This is a genomic window from Corallincola platygyrae (assembly GCF_039544265.1).
Classification (GTDB): Bacteria; Pseudomonadota; Gammaproteobacteria; order Enterobacterales; family Neiellaceae; genus Corallincola; species Corallincola platygyrae.
The window spans coordinates 1-23369 of sequence record NZ_BAABLI010000017.1; the positions used below are offsets into that span (position 1 = coordinate 1).

Below are 23369 nucleotides of genomic sequence, written 5' to 3' on the forward strand. Positions count from 1 at the left end.
AGCTTAAATTACATGAGTCCAATCGAATACGAAGCAGTGACGCGGTAGATGAGAAGGGTGTCTATTTTATCGGGTGAACATCAACTTAAAACAGTTTGCTGTTTCGCTTACGCTCACAATTTTAGCAAACTGTTATTAAGCCCCTTAGTGTGGGCGTTAGGTGCCATGAGAATTCTTCTTCGTTTTGTTTGCGTCATTGCTCTCTCAATAGTCATTTATATTGAGATGTTCGCGATTGATAGTAGGTTAGAAGGAACATGGGAGCTGACCGTTTACAACCTAAGCAAAGTGCGCATTGCAACATTAGTAATCGAATTTACGAATGATGATACAGAAGAGCTTTGTTCAGTGGTTGGAGATTGGAAAAAAATTGAGGTCATATCCTATTCACCTACCAAAAACAGCTTTTTCCCCGATGTTGATTTAGGAATTCTTTACCAAGAGTTGTCCTATCGAATTGAATCTGAAAATTTATCAATTGGGATGAATAGTATTTGCGACTATGGGAAATACTTGAAAGGCAGTTTGAATGATTCAGAAGTGGTTGGCTCTTACGATGAGTGGGGGTGGGAGCAGAGAAAGAGCCTGGGTACTTTTAAAATTAAGCGTCTTGGCACCTAACAAACCAATTCACAAGGACGTCTTTTCGCTGGCTGACGTCGCTATGCTCCTAAGTATAGCCAGCTCAATCCGCCCATGATTGGGGCGTTAGCCACCAAAGAGAAATATGAACGAAATACTAGTATTCCTGAACGAAAGTCCGCTGGTCTTTGTGGTTGTAGTAGTTTTTATAGGTCTGTTTAATCTGTCTCTCTTTTACCTGTTCGGTAAAAAAGCGGAAAGAATGTTCCAAAGCGTCGACCTGTCTAACCCAAAGTTCAGAGAGAAAGGTGCCTCTGGGTACTCCACTAAATCTGCTTTAACCAGGTTGGGCGGGGCTCGAAAGGTCCTGGATGTAATCGTTACTGACACCGAACTGTGTATTAAGGGGATCTTTCCGCCGTTCACGTACATTGGAACCAAATATGACTTAACCCATCGAGTTCCATTGTCCTGCATTAAGTCAGTGGCCAAGGCTGGCTCTTCCACCGAAATCGTTTTTGCTGGTGAAAGCGGCGATCGTAAAATTCGCTTGCAACTGAACAATTCCGCACAGTTTATTCGCGCGGTTGGTGGCTAACAATGCAAGTCACTAACTCGTCGCTACGCTCCTCGGGGACAACGAACACGACGCGGCGAGCCGCTGTCCGTTGCCCGTGCTTGCGGCGTTGTATGCAAGGAGAGTATTTATGACACCAACAGGAATACTGGTATCCCTTCTTACCTCAGTACTTGGTGGAATCGTAGTGTTCTACTTCATTCGCTACAGAGACTCACAAATACTAAGGAAGATTGATGCTATAAACTCAGAGGAAGAGTTCGTTGAGAAACTGAGCAAAGGTAGTACGAAACTACTTCGTTCAACCTTCGCGACAATATTGATATCAATGGCAATGGGGTTTGCCGCTGCCACAATCATTCTCACCTTTCTCACTTACTCGACTCCTCTGCAGTTGCTCAAGTACGGTTATGGAGTAGGGGCATGGCTTACATTTGTGGCTTCCGGCCTCTGCTTCTTGCACACCCGTGCCATTATTCGCTCCGCAGATATGAAGAGCACGAGAACACAGTTCCAGGCTCAAAGAGAGAAATTGGAAAAGAAACTTAGTTAGCATATAACAATCAAAGTCACTAACTCGCCGCTTCTCTCCTCCCGGGGACGTCTAACACGACGCAGTGAGCCTCTGGAGTATGCCCATGCTTGCGGCGGTAGAAATCGATGGAAATATTGAGCGTTAACGAAGTTATTGAAAACCTGAACAAGTATGCAGGGAAAAATGTTTACCTTTATGGACTTCTTGTTTGGGAGTTCGAGAATGAGTGCATTAGCCATCTCCCCGCAGGAGAAAGAAAAGATGGCTTCAATCAAAGCAGTATTTGGCTTAGCTGCAGCCCGCTGCTTAAATTTGAAACTAGGGCAATGAAAAAGCTCGGGCACAAACCTGTTTTAGTTGAAGGTTTAGTACTAGCACCAGACCCAGAACTTGGTGGCTGCGGACATCTCTCTCACTGGCCAGCAGAAATAGTTGCTACAGACATTGAACGATATAAAGTTCAATGGGCCAGCAAGGTCTAACGAAGCGGAACAAACAACAACGCAGCCAACGTCTGTTGAAACTCGCGAGGCGGCAGAGCCTTTATACTTGCCAATTGTTAAGGCGGTCCATTTACCTGAAAACATGCATAAAAAACTCATCTCCTCATTTTGTATACTGCACGTTGTGCTCGGCTGTTCAACCTTGCCAGATGAGCCATGGGAAGATACATACTTTGCATCTAGCGACATGGACGGACATCACAACCTTAGCTGTCCCAACGAAGTAGCCATAGAATTATCCCGGGAAGCCATACAAATGGAATTTCCTGAGTACTATTCAGATTTTTTGAAAAAAGGCTTTTCCCTTTATTCTCCAATCTACGGTGAATATAGAGGAAAGAAAATGTGGCGCTACACCTACAAGAGCATTCTTGGCTTCAAGAAGATTTCGCACCAAGAGTACGGTGGTAGTCACTATGAAAGAAGCCTTGAGGTATCTGTCTCAGAGCAATGCGAGGTTTTAGGGGTCGACTATTTCAAAGGTAAACTCCAGTACATTTACTAGGTAAGCGTAGCAGGGCAAATCACAACTACTTTGCAGCCCTCTGAGCTTAGATAGGAACCACATTAGAGCGAAGTCGCAATCGTCGAACGATAAGACGGCGTTTGGTAAGGAAACGAATAATGAGCGATGAACAGAATAAAATGGAATGTAGTACTCATGGTAAAAACTCTACAACATTCATTTGTCATCACCTGAGTGAGGGAGAAAACTTAGGGTTTCATATGGGGTTTGACCCGGACGATCCAGATGCACTTTATCCCGACGCTTGGTGCGATAAGTGCGACGAGGTTCTTGAAAAAGAGGGGGAGTGGAATGATGTGTCCGAAGCCTTTGCAAATATTAAAATGGTTTGCTCTGGCTGCTATCAAGAGATCAGAGAGAGAAACTGGTCACAAGACAATGAGGCTTTAACAGATCTAATAGTATCGAGCTTTGAATACCTTCAGGAGGTTCAAGAGTCTTTCATGAAAACCTACGGTATTGGCAATTATGAAAGATGGGACTGGTATCAAGAAACGGGAAAATTGGTCTTCTCTCAGGATGGAGAGCCCGTAGTGGAATGCGATGTTGATTTCGTGGGTACAGTTTCTACTCGCTCAGATACTTGGATGTGGGCCTGGGCAAACGATTCTCTGACCGATGTTATTAAAACGCGATCCAAGAGTGTTCGAGAGCTAGGTGAAGAGAGCAACTATCTGAAGCTCGCGTGTGCGCTTTGGCCAGCTGATGAAGTGGATGGCTGGGAAATGGCAGGTATTATGGCAAAATTAACCAATGCTATTGGTGCCTATCGCACGCCAGGTGAGAATGGATTTTCATATATGGTTGTTTCCAAAGCCAGGTGGGTCAAACCAAAAAAAGAGCGCTAGATAAAGGCCTTATCTGGTAAACAAATGACCCGAGGCACTTATTAAGTCGGTAAATATCTGGGCGTCCACAACTACTTTCAAAGCCATCACTCCTAAACAGAGGAGCTTAACTCAACTTCATAAAGTTTGACTAAAACAGTATTTCCATATGTTTTGTCGGGGTATATTCACTCTTATCGCCGAAAGGAAGTGGCGCTCTTCTGGTTACTCTCTTTTCCCTTCCAATTCGGGAACCTTTTCAAATCTTGTGGTGCTTTTGCAGGCTAGCATTCAATAAGTCACATCTACTTTTTGAAGCCGCTGCTACAGCACAACCTGGACGATTTATATCAACACAAGGGAAGTAGTAAAGATGAGTATCGTTTTGAAAATTGTAGGTGCATTGCTGGTGGTATTTGGTTTGGTTGATATTATCGGTAGCTTTGCAGGCTTTGACCTTTGGGGTGAGTTCATTGGCGTTCAACTGCCAGACTTACTCTGGAAGTACTCAGCCTATCTTGAGATCGCACTGGGCTACTTTATGTTTAAACTGTCAGGTGGCACCAGCACGCAGGAAGAGGCTGAAGCTGAAAGCGCTTAACCTGCCCATGCAAATCCCAAACAGCCCTTTTCTCTGGGCTGTTTGGGGCTTAGAAATCCAAGGATAGCCACTATCAAATTTATACTTTTTCTCTGTACTCTCTTTTCGTTCTCCTCCATCGCAGGCGAAGTGTTCGATAGTTTCCCCGAGCAGATTAATGAAAACGGAAAATATGTTTTCTATTCCCATGGTTTTATTGTTGAAGGGACAAACCCCACTCCCGTACATGACAGATGGGGCGTGTATGACTTTCCGGCCATTAAAGCCGCACTGGCTGACAGTGACTATCATCTGATTGCCTATCACCGTCCGAAAGGAACCGATCCCTTTGCGCATGCTCAGCGGTTGGCAAATGACGTCGGACGGCTTCTGAAAAGCGGTGTGCCTGCTAACCAGATCACGATTATGGGGTTCTCTCGCGGCGCTTTTATTACTGCACTAACCTCCCACAATCTGGAACAAACTCCGGTCAACACCATTCTGTTAGCTGGCTGTGGTCGTATTATTTCCAGCAAGTATGCTGACATAAAAATGAATGGTGCCTTTTTGTCTGTCTACGAGACATCGGATGGTGCCGGTAGTTGTGACAAACTGCGTAACCGAAGCTCGCGTATTACCTCTTTCGATGAATGGTCGATCTCTACCGGCAAAGAGCATGGTGCGTTTTATCGGCCAATTCCTGAATGGGTTGGACCGGTGAAGCAATGGATAAAAGAAAAGAGTTGATGAGTATGGAGATCTCCGCAGAGCTATCCCCTGCAAACACAGAAATTGAGATTATCTGCAAAGGACTTACCCGCTTTAACCAAGAGGCCTGCTCTGAGGACAAACATAGCAAAACAAGCATTGATTTGGCGGTATTTGTACGCAGTGAAGAGGGCGAGGTGATCGGCGGCCTGACGGCATCTTGCAGTTGTGGCAACCTGCGTCTAGAGGAGATGTGGTTACCCGAACACGCGCGCGGCAATGGCATCGGTAAGCGGGTTCTGACAAAGGCGGAACAGTTGGCTGTTGAGAATGGCTGTGTTCAATCTGTGGTTTCAACCACCAGCTTTCAGGCGCGTCCCTTTTATGAAGCCAATGGTTATCAACTGGTAGGCACTATCGATGATCTGCCCGTCGGCCACGCCACTTTCTTTTTGGTCAAACGGCTCGACTAATCCAAAACAGCTCGGGACTATACATCCAACAAAAAAGCCACTGGCTCATCCAGTGGCTTTTGCATTTTTAGCGTTTCTCTTTCGAGATTATTTCGCGATGATCCACGCACACTGATATGGCGTCAGTTCGAAGGTATCCAACGAGATCTCCTGCTCAGAGAGCAAATCCAAACAAGGGCCTCCGGTAAAGTATTCCGGTACCTTTTCGATGGTATGTACCTCGTGTGGATAGGCCGTGAGGTTATGCAGACAGAGGATCATCCCCGTCTCCTCATCACCACGAACAATGGCGAACAAAGTATCCGACAACGCCAGCACCTGTTGGGGTGCTTCCGGGTGGAATGCCGGTTGTTTGCGGCGCTTCTGGATCACCTTGGTAAGCAACTCAAATACCCGGTTCTGGTTGGTGGCCGGGTCATCGAGCAAACTCTCCAGCTCTTCATACTGCCAGGTATGGCGGTTGATGGAGCGGGTACGGCCGGTCAGCTCGACCTGCTCCAGATCGTTTGGTGTTGCGGTCAGGGTATGGATGTAGGTCGCCGGGATCCCCTGCAGTGACAGCATAATGGTTTGTGAGCAGAGGAAGCGCGGGATCTGGAAGGTATCCGGGCCATTACGTGTGCCCTGCAACGCCTCAAACAGTGAGATGTTCAGCTCGTACGGGCTCTTGGTGCCATCACCATTGGCCTTCATGCTAACGAAACCACCAAACTGGTGGACCGATTCGATCAAGTCGTTGATCTCATGCTTAGGGATGATGCCTTCAACAGCACGCACACCAATACCGTCATGGGAGGCGGTAAAGTTCAGGAAGGTGCAGCCTTTCGGGAAAGGAGGCAGCGAGCGAGCCCAGCGGGTCAGGTAGCTGGCGTTACCACGGTTCAGACCATGCAGGATCAACGGTGGCAACGCGAAGTTATAAACCATCTGCGCTTCGTCACCCAAACCAAAATAACTGATGTTCTCTTCGTGGGGTACGTTGGTTTCGGTGATCAGCACCAGTCCGGGATCGAGCCAGGTGAAAATATCCCGCATCATTTTCACCACTTCATGGGTTTCCCCAAGGTGAATACAGTTGGTGCCCAACTCTTTCCAAAGAAATGCCACGGCGTCGAGACGGATATATCTGGCACCACGCACTATGTATTCGAGCAGAATGTCGATCATCTCGATCAGTACGTCGGGATTGGCAAAGTTCAGGTCGATCTGGTCATCACTGAACGTGGCCCATACATGTTTCACCCCTTCTCGGGTGTATACATCCACAATCAGTGGGCTGGTTCTGGGTCGCACCACGGCGCTGTAATCAGCCGCAGGGTCTGATTCAACAAAGAAGTCTTTGCCTTCCCCTTCGCCGTTAATAAAGTCGATAAACCAGAGACTTTGGCGAGAGGTGTGGTTACACACCAGGTCGGCCATCAGGTCAAAATTGCCAGCAATGTCACCCACGTCCTTCCAGTCACCCAACTTGTAGTTGACTGCGCGGTAATCGATCACCGAAAAACCATCGTCTGAGCTATAGGGGAAAAAGGGCAGAATGTGGACGGCAGAAAAAGTTTCAGATAATCGCTTATTTAAAAACTGCGATAGCACCTGCAGTGGTGGCTTGGGTTCACTGACCAGGCTATTGCCGTAGGTGATAAGAATAATATCGGACTGATCCCAACTGCTGGCATCCAGTCCTTTATATTGCTTTGCTCTCGCTTCGATAACGTTAAGCAGCTTTGGCAAGCTGGCTTGATCGCCATAAATTCGCGTTAAACGTTGAGCCAGAGTCTGTGACAACTCACCCGTCGGCCGTGGTTCAAGCATTCGCTTACCTCCCGATGCATCATTTTAGTGCATAAAGCGCATTTTGGGATGGCGTGTTGGTGCAACAGCCATCTCTTATTTTCCGTACATTAGGCCAAAAGAGATAATTCCCTCTTTCGACAAAACACAGCAATGACAAAGCATTCGCTGTGCCAATCATAGTTTTTTTTCAACTTGGCATCCTGCTTGCTCTACTCCAATCAAGTTTGTTTATTGCGATTCAGGAGTGCCCCAGATGATACGCAAGTGTTTATTCCCAGTGGCAGGTTATGGCACACGTTTTTTACCCGTGACCAAATCTATGCCCAAAGAGATGCTCCCAGTCGTTAACAAGCCGTTGGTGCAGTACGGCGTTGAGGAAGCGGTAGAAGCAGGTCTGGATCAGATCGGTTTCGTTACCGGCCGTGGTAAGCGTGCGATTGCTGACCATTTTGATATCAGCTACGAGCTGGAAAACGAGATTGCAGGTACATCGAAAGAAGAATATCTCACCGATATTCGCACCTTGATCGATACCACCGACTTTTCTTACACCCGTCAGAATCATATGAAGGGTTTAGGTCACGCCATTCTTTCAGGTGAGACCCTGGTTGGTAACGAACCTTTTGCTGTGGTGCTGGCCGATGACCTTTGTCTTGGTGAAGATGAAGGCGTTTTGAGTCAAATGGCGAAACTGTATCGCCAGTTCCGCTGCACAATCGTTGCGATTGAAGAAGTCCCTATGGATGAAACCTATAAGTACGGTGTTATCAAGGGCACAGAGATGAAAGATGGCTTGTTCCGTGTCGAAGACATGGTTGAGAAACCAGCCCCAGAGGATGCTCCGTCAAACCTGGCGATTATTGGTCGCTATATCCTGACTCCCGATATCTTTGACCTGATCAAAGAGACCCCCCCCGGTAAAAACGGCGAAGTTCAGCTGACGGATGCAATCCTGAAACAGGCCCAGGACGGCTGTGTTCTGGCATACAAATTTAAAGGCTCGCGCTTTGACTGCGGTAGCGTAGATGGCTTTATCGAAGCGACCAACCACGTTTACCAGAACGTTTACAAAGCAGAAGAAGCGGCGAAGAAGGTGACTCCGCTAACACCTGAAACCAGCGAGGAATCAATCACAGCCTGATAAAAGATTTATTACCCTCAATTGAGGAACCGACTCCAGGTTGCCGCTTGCTTCCGACAGGGCCAATAAAATGGGGAAGCAAGCGGCTTTTTTTTATTTTTCATTTAGTTACAAGACTTATTCAACCAACTCCTCTCTCCTGCCCTATACTGATTAGCTATGTAACCGGGCAAATCCACTGCGACCTTTGTGCACTTGTCAGCAAAATCAAGTTTAGAAGTGTGAAATGACCGTGTAAGCTGGGCCTAGGTTTTATTCCTCGACTATTGTTAAATAGAACAAGATGTTGATACTTAAGCTAACAAATGATGACAGTTAGCACTTGGCCGTAGATTAAGGTGCCTCCGAGCAATATGACCACAGAAAATCAGGATCTGGATAATGATGAGTTGCTCTTTTTCGCCGACGAAGAAGAGGAATTAACATCAGAGACGCCTGCTCAAGACAATTGGCGCATCCTGATCGTTGACGACGACCATGAGATTCATGCAGTGACCCAGTTGGCACTCAACGGGTTAACCATTCTCGACAGGGAATTGGAGTTTCTTCACGCCTACTCTGCAGACGAAGCCAAAACCATCCTCACGAGCGAAAAAGATATCGCTATCGTACTGTTAGATGTAGTGATGGAGCAGGACGATGCTGGTTTAAAGCTGGCCCGTTACATTCGTGATGACCTGAAGCAGGATGAGGTCCGAATTATTCTCCGCACCGGTCAGCCGGGTTACGCGCCGGAAGAACAGGTAATCAAAGATTACGATATCAATGATTACAAAACCAAAACCGAGCTCACCCGCAACCGCCTGGTCACCTCCATCATTACTGCCATACGTTCGTTCCATCAGATCCGAATGCTTAACCAGAGCCGTCGCGGCCTGGAGATGATCATCAAGTCCAGCGCTAACCTGATGGAACACCATGCCATGAAGGGCTTCGCAGAAGGCGTGCTGACTCAACTGGCATCTATCTTTGGCGTTAAACCCGAAGGTATTTTGTGTGCCCGTCGAGGTCAGGTCAGTTCGGAATATGAGCAACCCGATGACAATATTTACGTGTTGGGTGCCGCGGGCGACTTCGCATCCTTTGTGAATCAACCACTAAACGAGCTGCCAAATCCTCGTATCTGCTCCATGGTTGAACGTTGCCTGTCAGAGCGCGCTCACCAGCATGATGAAGAGGATACTGCGCTCTACATCAGCAGTAGTGATTACGAAGCGGCCATTTTTATTGATTCCGCCAAACCCATGCCGCAGATGGATCAGAATCTGCTTGAGGTGTTCCTCGGCAATATCGGCGTGGGTTACGAAAATGTCAGCCTTTTCCAACGTCTGCAACACGCTGCCTACACCGATGAGCTGACCCGGCTGCCTAACCGTGCGGGCTTTATTCAGTGCCTGGATGGATTTATGGCTTCGGCAGACGCCGAACAGGTAGTGGCTTTGGTTGATTTGAACCAGTTCTCCGATATCAATGATGGCTTGGGGCAGGAAGCAGGTAACCAGCTACTCAAGGCAGTTGCCGAACGCTTAACCCAAACCCTGGGCGAGAGCTGTGTAGTTTCACGCATCAGCTCAGACGTATTCGGCATTATTGGTAAACAGTCACTGGTGAATCCAGAGCGTTTGCTTTCAGTGTTCAATCACCCTTTCCATGCTGGCGAGAACATGCTGCCGATTAAGGCCGCGCTCGGCTTTTGCACCCAGCAGCAAGCTTCTGGCAAGGGGTTAGACCTGCTGAAACAGGTATATATCGCACTGAATCTGGCGAAAAAGAATCTTAACGAGAAGTTTGCCTATTATGAACAAGCGCTGGAGGCATCCACCTCTGAGCGTTTGAACATGATCCGCAGCCTGCGCCACGACTTTTCAGAGCGGCGTTTGCAGGTGTGGTTCCAGCCACAGCTCAAACTTGCAGATAGAAAAGTCACAGGTATGGAAGCGCTGCTGCGCTGGCCTGACGGCAATGGCGGTTATATCTCGCCCGCTCAGTTTATCCCACTTGCCGAGTACTCCGGCCTTATCGTTGATATTGGTGCCTGGGTGCTGGAAGAGTCGCTGCGTAAGCTGAAACAACTACAGGAAAAAGGTCTCAGCAGCCTGACAGTTGGTGTCAACGTATCTATGCAGCAGTTCCGTAGCCCCAGATTCCTGGATACGGTACTGAACACACTGCAGCAGTTTGATATGGCTCCGGATTGCCTTGAGCTTGAGATCACCGAAAGTGTGGTCATGGATGATCCTTCCGTGGTCATCGATACCCTGAGCAAACTGCGAGAGGCTGGAGTGAAAGTCTCGATTGATGACTTCGGTACTGGCTTCTCATCACTGAGCTATCTGCAACAGTTACCACTCGATCGCATTAAAATTGACCGCGCCTTTGTCACTGCTGTTGAAGAGGACCAAGGGGCGATTATCGCTGAAACCATTGTGGCATTGGGCAAAAAGCTCAAACTCACCACGGTATGCGAGGGTGTTGAAACTGAAGCGCAAGCCAAGCATATGCTTGAGATTGGCTGTGACGAAGCACAAGGCTTCCTCTACGCACGGCCAATGCCATTTACTGACCTGCTGACGTTCCTGACTGACGACAACAGTTAACGGACAAGAGCAAGGCGTCATATGCATTCCACAGGCTGGCAGTTCTGGATCGATCGCGGCGGTACCTTCACTGATATTGTCGCCATCGATCCTCAAGGTCATGCTCACCAGCACAAGTTACTCTCAGAAAATCCCAGCCAGTACCAGGATGCGGCACTGCAGGGGATCCGCGATCTCATCCAACTGGACAGGCAGCAAGCATTAACTGACGCCGCCATAGACTCAGTAAAGATGGGAACTACGGTTGCCACTAATGCCTTGTTGGAACGCAAGGGTGACGACACAGCGCTGGTGATCACTCAGGGCTTCAAAGACGCATTGGTCATAGGCTATCAACATAGGGCAGAGCTGTTTCACCTGCGCGTGTCACGACCTGAACCTTTATACAAAATCGTGGTGGAAGCGGCAGAGCGTGTTGACCATGATGGCACTGTGGTGACACCACTGGACCTCATCGCGCTCAAGCAGGATCTGGAAAAGGTCTATCAACAAGGGATCCGCGCCATCGCCATTGCTTTCATCCATGGCTATGAATTTCCCGCTCACGAGCTCGCTGCCGAACAGCTAGCCAAAGAAATTGGCTTTACCCAGATCTCTGTCTCCCATCAGGTCAGTCCGTTAATCAAGCTGATCAGCCGTGGCGAAACGACGGTAGTGGACGCTTACTTATCACCAATCTTGCGCCGCTATATTGACCGCATTGATCAAGCACTCGGCCATAGCCAGCTGCAGTTTATGCAGAGTAGTGGTGGACTCACCGAAGCACACCGCTTTCAAGGCAAAGATGCGATCCTCTCAGGACCTGCTGGCGGCGTTGTCGGCATGGTAGAGACCGCCCGCGAGGCTGGCTTTGACAAGGTGATTGGTTTCGATATGGGCGGCACCAGTACCGATGTGTCGCTGTTTAATGGCGAATATGAGCGCAGTTTCGATACCGAAGTAGCTGGCGTCAGAATGCGCGCACCGATGATGAGCATTCATACGGTGGCTGCGGGCGGGGGCTCAATCCTGTCCTATGATGGCTCGCGATTTACAGTGGGCCCTGAATCTGCCGGTGCGTTTCCCGGGCCTGCAAGTTATCGAAACGGCGGCCCACTGACAGTTACTGATATCAATGTGCTGTTGGGCAAGATACAGCCAGACTTCTTTCCCAAGCTGTTTGGTCCAAACAGCGACGAGGCTCTGGACCACAAGACTGTTACCGACAAATTTGCCGCGTTGGCAGCACAGGTTAGCCAGGCACAAGGCAAGTCTCTGACACCCGAACAGGTCGCGTCTGGCTTTCTGCGCATTGCTGTCACCCATATGGCCAATGCCATTAAGAAGATCTCTACCCAGCGTGGTCATGACGTCTCTGAATACGCGATGGCCTGTTTCGGTGGTGCAGGTGCCCAACATGCCTGCTTGGTCGCCGAGCAATTAGGCATTCCAACGGTATTTATTCATCGCTTATCAGGGGTGTTATCAGCCTACGGCATGGGCCTGGCCCAGGTGACTGAAATCCAGCAAAAGACGGTAGAATTACCTTTATCCTCGCTGTCACAAAGCAGTTTGTCCTCACTGATAAACGAGCTTAGTGCCGCAACAGAAGCTGCGCTGTCCCAGCAAGACATAGCCAAAGCAGAGATAGAAACGTCGGTGCATCTCAGGCTGCGCTATCAAGGCTCTGACACACAACTTCGGATCCCACTGGGCACCAATAAGGAAATCACCAAGGCATTCCACCACCAACATCTCAGCCAGTTCGGATTTGTGCAATCGGCACCGCTGATTCTGGCGGCTGTGGAAGTCGAATCTCGGGAAGGCAAAACCGTTTCGTTAAACCACGCAGCAGATAATCAGCAGCCGGTTAGCGACGCGCTTAAGGCAACGGATGTTCGCCCAGTTTTCTTTACCGATAAGTGGTATCAAACCCCGTTTTACAAACGGTCAGAGATCAGTGTCGGCACAACTATCTCGGGACCAGCGATCCTGTTAGAACCTTCAACCACTGTGGTGGTTGAACCTGGCTGGGTCGCACAGCTAAAAAACAGTGAACAGCTAGTGCTTGTCCGTTCAAAAGCGCATTATCGCAGTGAAGACCTGACGATAGGCTCGCGACCTGACCCCATTATGCTGGAGGTGTTCAACAATCTGTTTATGCACATCGCAGAGCAGATGGGCACCACACTTCAGCAAACCGCCAGTTCAGTGAATATTAAAGAGCGGCTGGATTTCTCCTGCGCGATTTTTGATACCCAGGGTGACTTGGTGGCCAATGCACCGCATATGCCTGTGCATTTGGGCTCGATGAGTGAAAGTGTTCGCCACGTATGCGAACAAAATGCATCCACTTTGCGCCCCGGTGACAGCGTCATGCTTAACAGTCCCTACCATGGCGGCACTCATCTGCCCGATGTTACCGTGGTCTCACCACTGTTTGATGAAGCGGGAGAACAGATCCTTTTTTATGTTGCCAGTCGTGGCCATCATGCTGATATTGGCGGGATTACACCGGGCTCAATGCCCGCCCATAGCCAGTCCATCGAACAAGAGGGGATCCTGTTCGAAAACTTCTTTCTGGTTCGAAATGGCGATCTTGAGTTAGAGGCGCTTCGGTCGAAGCTCGCTGCCTCCCCATACCCAGCAAGGGATCCTGAACAGAATATTGCCGACCTCAAGGCTCAGTTAGCTGCTAACCAACGCGGTATTAAAGAGCTTGGCGCTATGCTCGACCATTTTGGCGTTGTTGGCGTGCAGGCGTATATGAAGCATGTTCAGGACTATGCCGAGCTTTGTGTACGCCAAGCCATTGAGAAACTCTCAGATGGTGAAGCATGCATTGAAACAGACGATGGTAGCCAAATAAGGGTCAAGGTCAGCGTAGATCGAGTGCAGAATACGGCGACATTAGACTTCAGCGGCACCAGCGCGCAGCATTCGAGTAATTTCAATGCTCCGCAAGCGATCACCAAAGCGGTAGTTTTGTATGTATTCCGAAGCCTGGTTGATGCACCAATCCCGCTCAACAGCGGCTGCTTGAAGCCGCTGCAGATCATCATCCCCGCCGACTCAATGCTGGCCCCTGTCTTCCCGGCCGCAGTGGTGGCGGGAAACGTTGAAACATCGCAATGCATTACGGACGTGTTGCTGAGCGCGCTCGGTGTTCAGGCAGGAAGTCAGGGCACCATGAATAACCTGACGTTTGGCAATCAGAAACATCAATACTACGAAACACTTTGTGGCGGCACGGGCGCAGGCCCCGATTTTAATGGTTGTGATGCCATCCACAGTCATATGACCAACTCCCGCCTGACCGATCCTGAAGTTCTTGAGAGTCGCTACCCTGTCAGACTTGAAAGCTTCTCGATCAGACAAGGTTCCGGCGGACAAGGCGTGCATACAGGCGGCAATGGCGTGCAGCGCACCTTGCGGTTCAAAGAGGCGATGACAGTATCTCTGCTTGGTAATCGAAGGACAGTACCACCTCAAGGACTCAAAGGGGGTCAGGCTGGTAGCTGTGGCGAAAATGTGTTGCTACCGTCAGTAGGAGAGCAGATGAAGTTACCAGCCTGCTGCCAGGTGGAAGTTGAGGCTGGGGACTGTCTGGAGATCCGCACTCCTGGGGGAGGCGGGTACGGAACCAAAGATAAAAGTTAATAGATGACGCCTACTCGTTATTGGAAACGGCTGCCGCTGTTAGCGTTTCACTGTTTTCATTCTCTGCTGAGGCGTCAGCGGGCTGTTGTTCTATATCTGGGTCTGGGTCTGGGTCTGGGTCTGGGTCTGGCGCTGAGCCTGAGTCAGCTTCAAACTCTTCCAACGCTTTACGTCGCGACGCTATCTGTTCATCCAGCTGCTTTAATAACGCAACTTTCTCAATCAATTGCTGATCCAGGTACTGCGACACCGACGTCATATTAGATACAAGTTCCACGTCTCGCTGTGTCACAGAGGCAGGAACAGGACTTGGTTGAGCCGCCATTCCAGGTTGCACTGGCGCAGACGTTGTTGCAGCCACCTCTTTACCCGCTGCGGGCTCCTGATGAAGGTCTTTAGCGACCTCTTCAATGGTTTCCAAGTCAAAGTCTGCCAGCTCTTCGAGGTAGCCAAACAGCAACAAGCGGTCACAAAACAGGTTGATTCGCCGCGGAATCCCCCCGGTTGATTCATGAATCGCATTCATCGCCTGCTCGGAGATCTTGGGGCAGCCCTGCCAACCGACACGAGTAAGGCGGTATTCAACGTACTCAATCAGCTCAGACAGAGAGAGCGGTTCCAGATGACAGCTGGCAATCACCCGCTGTCTGAACTGCTCCATTCCTGGAGACTCAATGGTGTCCTTAAGTTCTTCCTGACCGAGTAGAAAAGACTGGAACAGGGGTTTATTGTTGCGCTGAAAATTGGACAGCATGCGCAACTCTTCCACTGTTTCAGCGGGTAAGTTCTGCGCCTCATCCACCACCAGCAGTGCCCGTTGACCGCGGCGATGAATAGCAGACAGATATTGTTCGATGCCTCTCAGCAGTGCCGCTTTATTGGGAAACTCGCCTTTAATTCCGAAAGCATCTGCTACCAGTTGCAGCATATCCCCCGGCTCCAGGTTAGTGGTTACCAGTTGCGCGGCGACGATGCGGTTGTCACTCAATTCGCTCAAGAGATTACGCACCAGGGTAGATTTACCCGTGCCGATAGGACCTGTAACGACAATAAAACCTTCACCTTGAGACAAGCCATAACGCAGATAAGACATAGCGCGTTGATGACTATCACTCGCAAAAAAGAAACGCGGATCTGGCGTTAATTGAAATGGCTTTTCAGTGAAACCATAAAAATGCTCGTACATTACTCGTCCTAAAACTGTGCGGCCATCGAAGCAATTAACCGAATTTCATCAAAGTCGGTACCGCCATTGTAACTCTCTCGAGTATTGTACTCAGCTGCAAATGTTGCTGACGCAGAAGGCCACATCTGCCTGATATAACCGCTGCGAATGCTCCATTCGTTATCATGCCCGTCATTGGCTCCTGCATCATAACGCCTATAAACCGCTCGGTTGTTTAGCTTAGAGCGCTCATTCAGGCGTTTATCCCAGGTAAAAGCAACCCCAGTGTCTCTGTCGGTTTGGTTAACCCCTTCAGTTCGCTCATATTCCCGGCTGGAATGGAACGCTGTCAGCGCAAAGGTATCGCTGCGCGCTTTGACACTGCTGGTCCAACTCCATTGCTTGTTAAGATACACCTGGTTCGATATCGAACTGACCGGGATATCTTCAGTTATCTGTTGCTGATCTGGCGGAACCGACTGCGAAGGATCTGCCAAGGAGCAACTTGCATCAAGGGAATCTACGCCGAGAGGGCACCAGAAGTTCAGGTTAAAAATGCTGTTGCTGGACTGACTGAAGGTTGTAAACGACTCATCGTAGCGGATTTCATTCCGCAGCTTCCGAGTTCCGTGAGAGAGTTGAAGTCCATAAGTTTCGCCATAAAAGCGTCTATCGTAACTTGCGATCACGGCGGTCAGTGGCGTAGGGAGCCAGCTTACTGATGCGTTCCAGAAGTCGTCTTGATCACCCTCATCAACCGAGTTATAGCCAACATCCAGAATAAACTGAGGCCCGGTAGAGATTCGTACACCGGCACCATAGCTTTTTAAAGTTTCATCATCGCTGCTTGCAAAGCTATTGTCGTCATAGCTGTAACGCGTATAGGCACCCAGCCACTTCCATAACATATAACCAACCTGGGCCTGCCCATAAACAGTATGAAATGCAGTGCCCAAGTCCGAGCTTTCTCGCGCATCAGTGTAAGTCAGCTGCCAGAAGGCGCGATCAAAGCGGTCACCCTGATTCGCCGTCAGGTTGATGTTATGGCCGTCAGTCGCATCAAGCTCGTCTTCAGCATCAACCCAACGATAGTTGGCATCTGCATCAACAATCGCCCAACCTGCATGCTCGTTACTGTAGCGAGTTCCTACGACCAGAAGCTTGCGGTCCGAAATATTGCCCTGCCGGGATGATATATCGTTTGATAAGCCGCGATCCAAATCAGTGATAGCCTGATCAAACAGTGCACTTGAATAAAGCGTCAATGGTCGCCAGGGACTGTAACTTATATTGCCATTGGCCTTGTGGTGGGAGGTGTTGGCATCACTGTCATCCGTATAATAAAGCCCAGTGACACCATAATTCAGATTAGCCTGTAAATTAGGGCCGAAGCCAGACATGATAAAGCCAGGCGTCAACTCAGTGACAAAGCTCTCGGTTTCATCATGACTACGGCGACGTTCAATATTACTACTGTACATCTCCTGCAATTTTATCGTTGGGATAAAATCCCACTGCGCAGCGCTGACTGGCAGCGCCACTACAGAGGCTAGCAGGACACTCCATTTTCTAACCGTTGTAATATCCATAGGCGTAATACTTTTTACTCCGCTGACGGGCGCGATTCATCAGCAACCCAACTGCACTCTCTGGATTTAATAGAGGAATGCAGGCTTGAACATCCTTCTTCAAGGTCCTTCCCTGAGAGACAACCAGCACGGTTTGTCCTGACAATTGAGCCATGGCATGTGCTTCCGTCACGCCCAACAGTGGCGGGCAATCGAACAGGACCAGTCGGTCCGGGTATCGAGTGCCGAGCTCGGTGACCAAGGCCCTCATTTTGTCGCTGGCCAAGAGTTCACTGGTTAAATGGTGACTTTGGCCTGCCTGTATAATCTTGAGACGGGGAATATTGGTATTACAGATAGTCTCACCAATATCGCTGACTTTGCCTAACAGGTAGTCCACCAGGCCAGGCTTGGCCTCGATGCCCAACTCCTTTGTCAGGGAGGGTCTGACAACATCCGCGTCGACGAGCAGTACCGTTCTGTCTTGCTCATGGGCAATGCTCATCGCCAGGTTGATAGCATTGAAACTCTTCCCTTCGCAAGGGTTCGGGCTAGTGACCATTACCAGATTGGCATTGTCCGCCAATGGACCGGCCACATTAAACGCGTTATTAAGGATTCTGCGCTTAATGTACCGATACTCCTCCTTGATCCGGCTTCGCTCCTGGTCTGGAACTACCATCCCTCTTTCTCGAAGCAGATCGAGGTTTATCGACACTTGATTAGCCTCAACAGCAATCGATTCTTCAACGATTGGCGCTGGCTCTATGGGTGCCGTTTCCGTCGGTTTACTGGCAACCACCTTTTCTGCTGGCTGAACTGATGGCTTTTTTTCTATATCACCGGCTTTGTTCTGCTGTGATTTCTTTTCAAGCGCTCGATCGATGATCCCCATTACAGAACCCCCTCAGACATCTGCTTGATGCGCGTAGCCACGGGTGACTGTGAGGCAACCTGGGTAAACATAATCACACCATAAATAAACAACAAGAACGCAGACATGGCGATGAAACCAACAGCCTTCATTCTGCCTGCAACTGTTTGTGTCGACGGATCCATGTCTGACACCTCTCCAAGTAATGGAATGCCTGTAAGCTCAACCAAACTTCCCGAACCATAAACTCGTGGATTGAGCTCGCCCAACACAATCGGTACACCTACGGCAGCCAGGAAGGCAGCAGCCAGCACCATGGTATAGAGTACAGGCCGGTTTGGCCCTACAGGTTTGGGAGATACTTTAGCCTGGTCAATTACTCGAAACTTAAGCGCATCCGCCTGCTCACCAGCGCGTTGCCCTAACGACGCGGTTTCTTTTCGGCTCAATAGCTCTTCATATTTTTTACGGGTGATCTCGTAGCCACGACGCAATGCCAACAGATTTGCTTCCACCTCTGGCACCTTGAACACTAAAGCCTCCAGCTCTTTCACTCTGGATTCAAACGTTGCAACTTGAATACGAAGGGACACAGCCTCCGATTCCAACGTGGTGACCATTAGTTGAAGCTGTTGGTAATACCCCATATCTCCAGAGTTTTGTCCCGTTTGAGACAGCGGCGCACTGGCTAACTCTTCCGCACGTTGTTGCTCTAGTTGCTCCAGTAGGCGACGAGTTTCAATCACATCTGGATGTTGTTCGGTATAACGCAACGTCAGGTCATCCAATCGCTGCCCCAGGGATTCAATACGTTGGTCGTACTTGGAGCTGAATACCTGTGCACCGTCGCTACCCTGGCGCATCTGCTGTTCATAATCAGCAAGCGTTGTTTTGGCACTGGCTAACTGACTCTCTTTTTGCCTTAATGCCAGCGTGGCGTCTTCCAACTCTCTTTTTTCCTGCTCAAGCCGGTTGTAGTAACCACCGGCTTCACCGGGCAGCAGGCCCGAATTCTGACGTTTAAAGTCAGCCAGCTTTCTATCTTCTTCGATCAAACGTCTTTCATAGTCGGCCAACTGCAGGTCCAGAAACTGCTGTGCTGCCTGCGACTCTGTACGTGTTTCACCCAGAATATCTTCCATAAACACGTTGATGGTCGACTCCACCACGGCCTTAGCCATTCGCGGGTCCTGGTTTTGATAGATAAGCGTGTACAGGTTCTGTTTCTTGTCGAGCTTAATGGTCTTGATATCTCGCTGTAGTTGCGAGATCAGGTTATCGAACTCATCCTCGTCGTTAGCCAACAAATCCATGTCGGACAACCGAGCGACCTTCTCCAAATTTGTACGGCTCAGGATGTTTTTAAACATCAGACGCACCTGAGTGTCTACGTCCACTTCGACTGTCAGCCCCTCCAAAAGTGGCCGAATCAAAGTTTCGGTATCCACATAGACACGTGCCCTGGCATCATAAATATCCGGCATACTGCTGACATACAACCAGCCACCAACACAGATCGGCCAAGCCAGCAACAATGCCAACAGCTTTCGATGCCAAATAGCGAAAAGTTTCTCTTGAATGAGCTCTAATGCGTCCTGCATTACTGCATTCCTACCTAACTAAGATCTAGAACCACGCCTCGGGGATGATAATGACATCTCCGGGCAATACATCGGCATTGGCAGTAATGTCACCATCACGTACCAAGTCGTCTAAACGAACAGAAAAAGTCTGTTGCGCACCATCTTGTACACGAACCAATGTCGCTCGGTTCCCTGCGGCGTAGGTTGTCAAACCACCAACTTCAATCATTACATCAAGCAACGTCATATGTTTGCGGTAGTTGATTGCTCTTGGATTGGCAGCTTCACCTATCACTCGTATCTGTTCACTGAATGGGCCAACAAACCCCCCGACAGAAACCGTCACACGCGGATCTCTGATAAATTCTTTCAGTGATGCTTCGATATCTCTGGCCAGTGCAAACGGTGTTTTACCCGCTGCGTCCAAATCTTCTGCAAGTGAGGTTGTGATCTTACCGTCCGGGCGGACAGTGACCGGACCTGAGATGTCAGGGTTACCCCAAACAAAGATCGACAAGGAATCTCCAGCACCGATCAGGTACTGATAGTTGCCCGGATCGCTGGTCAGGGAAGGTTGAATGGTGGCATCAGACAGTGCCTGATGATCTGAGCTACTGCATCCAAACTGGGTCAAGCAGGCCAGTAGCAGAACAAAAATGCATCTGCGTAACATTTCAAAGTCTCCTTACTCTGTCTTACAAACGTCCATCTGTGAGCTGTTTAGGCAGCACAGATTTGACATCGTAGATGACACTGTGGGCTTTGCCCAGCGCTTTAATATCCTCTATCGACATTTCAACAAACTGCTTATGCCCGACCGCCATCACTATTGCGTCATATGCGCCAGTCTGGGGCGAGCTGATAGCCGAGATGCCGTACTCTCTTTCTATCTCATCAGCATCAGCCCAGGGGTCGTAAACATCCACGTTCAGGCTGAAACTGGTTAATTTTTTCACTACATCAATCACACGGGTATTGCGAATGTCTGGGCAATTTTCTTTAAAGGTAAAGCCCATCACTAACACTCTCGCGCCAACAATCTCGATGCTTCTCCCTGCCATGAGTGCCATTATTTCTTTGGCAACATAAGCTCCCATATTGTCGTTGATACGACGTCCGGCCAGTATCACTTCCGGGTGATAGCCCAACTCTTGAGCTTTATGCGTTAAATAGTAGGGGTCAACGCCGATACAATGACCGCCAACCAGACCGGGCTTAAATGGCAAAAAGTTCCACTTGGTTCCCGCCGCAGCCAACACTTCCTGTGTATCGATACCTACGCGCTTGAATATCTGTGCCAGCTCATTCATCAACGCTATGTTGATATCCCGCTGTGTGTTTTCAATAACCTTAGCAGCCTCCGCCACCTTGATGCTGGAAGCCAGGTGAGTACCTGCGGTAATAACTTGACTATAGACTGCGTCTATTAATTCCGCCGCATCTGCGGTTGATCCCGAAGTCACCTTTAGGATATCTGTCACACCATGCTCTTTATCGCCCGGGTTAATTCGCTCAGGTGAATAGCCGACAAAGAAACCTTGATTAAACTGCAGTCCGGAGCGGGCTTCCAGAATAGGAACACAGATCTCTTCAGTAGCGCCTGGATAAACCGTCGACTCATATATGACATAGTCGCCTTCAGCAAGAACATCTCCAACAGTCTGAGATGCTGCTTCAAGCAATTTCATATCCGGGTGTTTATGATGATTAACGGGTGTAGGGACACACACGATATAGAAGTTGGCCTGAGCCAAATCAGAAGGAGATGCAGTAAACTTGAGCGCCGATGCACTTATAAGAGAATCCCTGTCGACCTCTTGGGTAACATCTAGGCCTTCGTTCAGTTGATTTACCCTTGTCTGGCTGACATCAAAGCCTATGGTTGGGAAATACCGACTGAAAGCCACAGCAAGTGGAAGACCGACATACCCCAAGCCAATGATGGCAACATTGACGTCCTGTTTTACCGCCCCCATTTGTAACATCCTTATAACATTGCTATTTCTATAATGTAACAGTGATTATGACGCTAAACCATCCAGTTCACTGGAACTATGTTAACTTGTTCTACAACAATTTGACACATTAAAGCACACTGCGCTGTTACTAGTAACAAAAGATTATAATAATTATTTTCTTTAAATTTCATAGACATAAAAACATAATTTAGCATCAACTGTGACAATATACTGACGCCCAATGGTTTATCTTTAACAAAGGAGATAAACTTGTCACTGCGTGGAGCTGAGTAGATCTACATTGGATGTAATTGAATGACACCCGATTTGAAAAGTGGTGGCCATGGCGTACTTGCCTTGGTCGTAGTTGAGAGCTTCTTATTGCTGCTGGCGCTTCACCTGTCAGTACTTATTGAGCCTTGGCTTTTAAAATTGCAGACAGAGCGTGCTTTCGTATCAGGAGGCGTCACGTCCACTGAGTTTATCACCTTTGCAGTGATAGGCATGCTCTCGACCTTCGCTATGGGACTCTACAACCCAAGGCTGAGAGAGCACAGCCGTGGCGTTTTGCGACGGGTCGGCTTAGCTATGATCCTCGCGTTTGGCTTATTGGCCTTTATTGACGTTGTATTACCTGCATTAGCAACTGATCAATCCCGCTCCTTACTCGCATGCATTTTATCCATTGCCATGATCGGCACCTTCCGCATGCTTATACCCAAGATCCCCGGGTTAGGTGTTCTCAGAAGAAGAATATTGGTGCTTGGTGCCGGCGAAAGAGCATCCATTATTGAAAAGCGGATGCGACGAAAAGTAGATCGCCGTAACTTCGTTATCTGCGGTTATATCCCGACGCCAGGTGACGATGATGATGCTATCTCAACCAATTTACATATCGAGCTGACAAGTTCTCTTTTTAACTATGCAATTGAGAACAATATTGACGAAATAATTGTTGCTTGTGACGAACGTCGTCAACAATTGCCTGTGCGTGAGCTTTTTGAATGCAAACTGAGGGGTATTGAGATCACCGATATACTCTCTTTCATTGAACGAGAGACAGGTCAAATAGCCGTCAACCTGATTTATCCTTCATGGATGATCTACTCAAATGGCTTTAAACCTGCCGACAATCTGAGATCTCAGTTGGACTGGATCTTAAATACGAGCCTGGCGCTGGTGTTGCTGTTTTTCAGTTGGCCTTTAATGTTGCTAACCACACTTGCCATCTGGCTGGAAGATGGCCGCAAAGGCGGGGCAATCCTCTATCGCCAGGAGCGCATCGGTCTGGGCGGAAAACCATTCGATATCATCAAGTTCCGAAGCATGCGCTCCGATGCCGAGTCTAATGGTGCAGTGTGGGCGAAGAAAAATGATGATCGTGTCACCCGGGTCGGTGAGGTTATTCGTAAGTACAGACTCGATGAGTTACCGCAGCTTTTCAACGTGCTTAAAGGCGAAATGGGCTTCGTTGGGCCACGCCCTGAGCGCCCGCAGTTCGTAGAGCAACTCGCCGAAAAGCTACCTTACTATTCGGAACGCCACACAGTGAAGCCGGGACTGACTGGTTGGGCACAACTTTGTTATCCCTACGGAGCCAGTGAAGAAGACGCGCTGGAGAAACTCAAGTACGATCTTTACTACGTGAAGCACCGTAGCTTTTTGCTCGATATTTTTATCTTTATACAAACAGTAGAAGTGGTTCTGTTCAAGAAAGGGGCTCGCTAGTAAAGAGCTCA

Annotated in this window: 20 protein-coding genes; 13 read left to right on the forward strand and 7 right to left on the reverse strand. The window is 49.0% G+C overall.

The genetic code is table 11. The features are described from left to right. The first annotated feature begins 165 nt into the window (after positions 1-165). From ABEA14_RS14680 to ABEA14_RS14720, 9 genes are all read left to right on the forward strand, one after another. A complete protein-coding gene (locus ABEA14_RS14680) occupies positions 166-621 on the forward strand; it encodes a hypothetical protein (RefSeq protein WP_345340796.1) in 456 nt (151 codons plus the stop codon). A 106-nt stretch (positions 622-727) separates the two neighbouring features. Further along, complete coding sequence (locus ABEA14_RS14685; RefSeq protein WP_345340798.1) at positions 728-1180, forward strand: hypothetical protein; 453 nt, start codon at positions 728-730, stop codon at positions 1178-1180. Positions 1181-1289: 109 nt separating this feature from the next. Then, positions 1290-1712 (forward strand): hypothetical protein, encoded by a 423-nt coding sequence (locus ABEA14_RS14690; RefSeq protein ID WP_345340800.1) that lies wholly within the window; start codon positions 1290-1292, stop codon positions 1710-1712. A gap of 107 nt (positions 1713-1819) precedes the next feature. Continuing rightward, on the forward strand, positions 1820-2176 hold the full coding sequence (locus ABEA14_RS14695; protein ID WP_345340802.1) for a hypothetical protein: 357 nt from the start codon (positions 1820-1822) through the stop codon (positions 2174-2176). After that, positions 2127-2702 (forward strand): hypothetical protein, encoded by a 576-nt coding sequence (locus ABEA14_RS14700; protein ID WP_345340804.1) that lies wholly within the window; start codon positions 2127-2129, stop codon positions 2700-2702. Before ABEA14_RS14695 ends, ABEA14_RS14700 begins: the two co-directional genes overlap by 50 nt. Before the next feature lie 119 nt (positions 2703-2821). Next, positions 2822-3571, forward strand: a complete 750-nt coding sequence (locus tag ABEA14_RS14705; protein ID WP_345340806.1) for a DUF6882 domain-containing protein — start codon at positions 2822-2824, stop codon at positions 3569-3571. 352 nt (positions 3572-3923) lie between these two features. Next, positions 3924-4151: a hypothetical protein gene (locus ABEA14_RS14710; RefSeq protein WP_345340808.1), complete on the forward strand. Its 228-nt coding sequence runs from the start codon at positions 3924-3926 to the stop codon at positions 4149-4151. 129 nt (positions 4152-4280) lie between these two features. Next, entirely contained in the window at positions 4281-4877 is a 597-nt protein-coding gene (locus ABEA14_RS14715; protein WP_345340810.1) for an alpha/beta hydrolase, read from the forward strand. Next, positions 4856-5311 carry a GNAT family N-acetyltransferase gene (locus tag ABEA14_RS14720; RefSeq protein WP_345340812.1) on the forward strand — a complete coding sequence of 152 codons (456 nt, stop codon included), beginning with the start codon at positions 4856-4858 and terminating at the stop codon, positions 5309-5311. Before ABEA14_RS14715 ends, ABEA14_RS14720 begins: the two co-directional genes overlap by 22 nt. A gap of 87 nt (positions 5312-5398) precedes the next feature. On the opposite strand, the gene ABEA14_RS14725 is transcribed toward ABEA14_RS14720, so the two are convergent. After that, entirely contained in the window at positions 5399-7123 is a 1725-nt protein-coding gene (locus tag ABEA14_RS14725; RefSeq protein ID WP_345340814.1) for a sugar phosphorylase, read from the reverse strand. A 235-nt stretch (positions 7124-7358) separates the two neighbouring features. On the opposite strand from ABEA14_RS14725, the gene galU reads away from it, so the two are divergent. The 3 genes from galU to ABEA14_RS14740 all read left to right on the forward strand — a co-directional run bounded on the left by galU (position 7359) and on the right by ABEA14_RS14740 (position 14482). Further along, positions 7359-8246, forward strand: coding sequence for a UTP--glucose-1-phosphate uridylyltransferase GalU (galU, locus tag ABEA14_RS14730; protein ID WP_345340816.1), 888 nt, complete (start codon positions 7359-7361; stop codon positions 8244-8246). Between the two features lie 353 nt (positions 8247-8599). Then, on the forward strand, positions 8600-10843 hold the full coding sequence (locus tag ABEA14_RS14735) for a bifunctional diguanylate cyclase/phosphodiesterase (RefSeq protein WP_345340818.1): 2244 nt from the start codon (positions 8600-8602) through the stop codon (positions 10841-10843). 21 nt (positions 10844-10864) lie between these two features. Further along, the gene (locus ABEA14_RS14740) at positions 10865-14482 is read left to right on the forward strand and encodes a hydantoinase B/oxoprolinase family protein (protein WP_345340820.1); all 3618 of its coding nucleotides are present in this window, start codon (positions 10865-10867) and stop codon (positions 14480-14482) included. 10 nt (positions 14483-14492) lie between these two features. On the opposite strand, the gene ABEA14_RS14745 is transcribed toward ABEA14_RS14740, so the two are convergent. The 6 genes from ABEA14_RS14745 to tviB are packed head-to-tail and all read right to left on the reverse strand — an operon-like array spanning position 14493 to position 21648. Further along, positions 14493-15668 (reverse strand): XrtA/PEP-CTERM system-associated ATPase, encoded by a 1176-nt coding sequence (locus tag ABEA14_RS14745; protein ID WP_345340822.1) that lies wholly within the window; start codon positions 15666-15668, stop codon positions 14493-14495. 8 nt (positions 15669-15676) lie between these two features. Next, positions 15677-17236, reverse strand: coding sequence for a TIGR03016 family PEP-CTERM system-associated outer membrane protein (locus tag ABEA14_RS14750; RefSeq protein WP_345340824.1), 1560 nt, complete (start codon positions 17234-17236; stop codon positions 15677-15679). Then, positions 17217-18110 (reverse strand): XrtA-associated tyrosine autokinase, encoded by an 894-nt coding sequence (locus ABEA14_RS14755; RefSeq protein ID WP_345340826.1) that lies wholly within the window; start codon positions 18108-18110, stop codon positions 17217-17219. Before ABEA14_RS14755 ends, ABEA14_RS14750 begins: the two co-directional genes overlap by 20 nt. Next, positions 18110-19690, reverse strand: a complete 1581-nt coding sequence (locus ABEA14_RS14760; protein WP_345340828.1) for an XrtA system polysaccharide chain length determinant — start codon at positions 19688-19690, stop codon at positions 18110-18112. The genes ABEA14_RS14755 and ABEA14_RS14760 overlap by 1 nt, the downstream gene beginning before the upstream one ends. 25 nt (positions 19691-19715) lie before the next feature. Beyond that, complete coding sequence (locus ABEA14_RS14765) at positions 19716-20345, reverse strand: XrtA/PEP-CTERM system exopolysaccharide export protein (RefSeq protein ID WP_345340830.1); 630 nt, start codon at positions 20343-20345, stop codon at positions 19716-19718. Positions 20346-20367: 22 nt separating this feature from the next. Then, the gene (gene tviB / locus ABEA14_RS14770) at positions 20368-21648 is read right to left on the reverse strand and encodes a Vi polysaccharide biosynthesis UDP-N-acetylglucosamine C-6 dehydrogenase TviB (protein WP_345340832.1); all 1281 of its coding nucleotides are present in this window, start codon (positions 21646-21648) and stop codon (positions 20368-20370) included. A gap of 297 nt (positions 21649-21945) precedes the next feature. Here tviB and ABEA14_RS14775 point away from each other — a divergent pair, with 297 nt between their 5' ends. After that, positions 21946-23358 carry a TIGR03013 family XrtA/PEP-CTERM system glycosyltransferase gene (locus ABEA14_RS14775; RefSeq protein ID WP_345340834.1) on the forward strand — a complete coding sequence of 471 codons (1413 nt, stop codon included), beginning with the start codon at positions 21946-21948 and terminating at the stop codon, positions 23356-23358. Positions 23359-23369 lie beyond the last annotated feature (11 nt).

Coding starts and splice junctions, on each gene's coding strand:
- ABEA14_RS14690 (WP_345340800.1), top strand. CDS start 1,290: ATGACACCAACAGGAATACTGGTATCCCTTCTTACCTCAGTACTTGGT.
- ABEA14_RS14710 (WP_345340808.1), top strand. CDS start 3,924: ATGAGTATCGTTTTGAAAATTGTAGGTGCATTGCTGGTGGTATTTGGT.
- ABEA14_RS14685 (WP_345340798.1), top strand. CDS start 728: ATGAACGAAATACTAGTATTCCTGAACGAAAGTCCGCTGGTCTTTGTG.
- ABEA14_RS14750 (WP_345340824.1), bottom strand. CDS start 17,236: ATGGATATTACAACGGTTAGAAAATGGAGTGTCCTGCTAGCCTCTGTA.
- ABEA14_RS14775 (WP_345340834.1), top strand. CDS start 21,946: ATGACACCCGATTTGAAAAGTGGTGGCCATGGCGTACTTGCCTTGGTC.
- ABEA14_RS14765 (WP_345340830.1), bottom strand. CDS start 20,345: ATGTTACGCAGATGCATTTTTGTTCTGCTACTGGCCTGCTTGACCCAG.
- ABEA14_RS14735 (WP_345340818.1), top strand. CDS start 8,600: ATGACCACAGAAAATCAGGATCTGGATAATGATGAGTTGCTCTTTTTC.
- ABEA14_RS14705 (WP_345340806.1), top strand. CDS start 2,822: ATGAGCGATGAACAGAATAAAATGGAATGTAGTACTCATGGTAAAAAC.
- ABEA14_RS14755 (WP_345340826.1), bottom strand. CDS start 18,110: ATGGGGATCATCGATCGAGCGCTTGAAAAGAAATCACAGCAGAACAAA.
- ABEA14_RS14745 (WP_345340822.1), bottom strand. CDS start 15,668: ATGTACGAGCATTTTTATGGTTTCACTGAAAAGCCATTTCAATTAACG.
- ABEA14_RS14680 (WP_345340796.1), top strand. CDS start 166: ATGAGAATTCTTCTTCGTTTTGTTTGCGTCATTGCTCTCTCAATAGTC.
- ABEA14_RS14760 (WP_345340828.1), bottom strand. CDS start 19,690: ATGCAGGACGCATTAGAGCTCATTCAAGAGAAACTTTTCGCTATTTGG.
- ABEA14_RS14725 (WP_345340814.1), bottom strand. CDS start 7,123: ATGCTTGAACCACGGCCGACGGGTGAGTTGTCACAGACTCTGGCTCAA.
- ABEA14_RS14720 (WP_345340812.1), top strand. CDS start 4,856: ATGGATAAAAGAAAAGAGTTGATGAGTATGGAGATCTCCGCAGAGCTA.
- galU (WP_345340816.1), top strand. CDS start 7,359: ATGATACGCAAGTGTTTATTCCCAGTGGCAGGTTATGGCACACGTTTT.
- ABEA14_RS14695 (WP_345340802.1), top strand. CDS start 1,820: ATGGAAATATTGAGCGTTAACGAAGTTATTGAAAACCTGAACAAGTAT.
- tviB (WP_345340832.1), bottom strand. CDS start 21,648: ATGGGGGCGGTAAAACAGGACGTCAATGTTGCCATCATTGGCTTGGGG.
- ABEA14_RS14740 (WP_345340820.1), top strand. CDS start 10,865: ATGCATTCCACAGGCTGGCAGTTCTGGATCGATCGCGGCGGTACCTTC.